Origin of the sequence: Caballeronia mineralivorans PML1(12), from assembly GCF_001028175.1 — a bacterium.
GTDB classification, from domain to species: Bacteria; Pseudomonadota; Gammaproteobacteria; order Burkholderiales; family Burkholderiaceae; genus Caballeronia; species Caballeronia mineralivorans.
The window spans coordinates 1-397 of record NZ_AEJF01000286.1 but is presented as its reverse complement, the minus strand read 5'-3'; the positions used below and the strand labels follow the sequence as shown (position 1 = coordinate 397).

Sequence of the window (397 nt, the reverse complement as noted above, 5' to 3'; positions counted from 1 at the left end):
CCAACAATCACGAAATCAGGGTTCACATCGGTAATAGTGAAACCGGCTTTGTACAGTTCATGAATCAGTGCGCCTTCGCCCACCACATACGCTTTCTTGCCTTCCTGGCGACGCAGGAAATCGGCAGTCGCCATCGCAGAGGTATAAAACACGCTGTCAGGTACATCGACACCTGCGGTGGCAAAGCGGTTCGCCAGATCTTGCCCAGTCTGCGAAGGATAGTTGGTCAGCAACACCAGCGGCAGGCCTTTATCCATAATCCCGTGCAAAAATTCCGCTGCACCCGGTACGGCGACGTTATCGTGCATCAGCACGCCGTCGATATCGCAAATTACATTTTTAATGGTCATGGACTACCCAGAATATTGACAACAACAAGCGCCACTATAAAAGCACA

Annotated in this window: 1 pseudogene; it reads right to left on the bottom strand. The window is 50.9% G+C overall.

What is annotated here, in order from left to right:
- Positions 1 to 350: pseudogene (gene nagD / locus EOS_RS42695) on the bottom strand (ribonucleotide monophosphatase NagD); the annotation flags it as partial.
- Positions 351 to 397 lie beyond the last annotated feature (47 nt).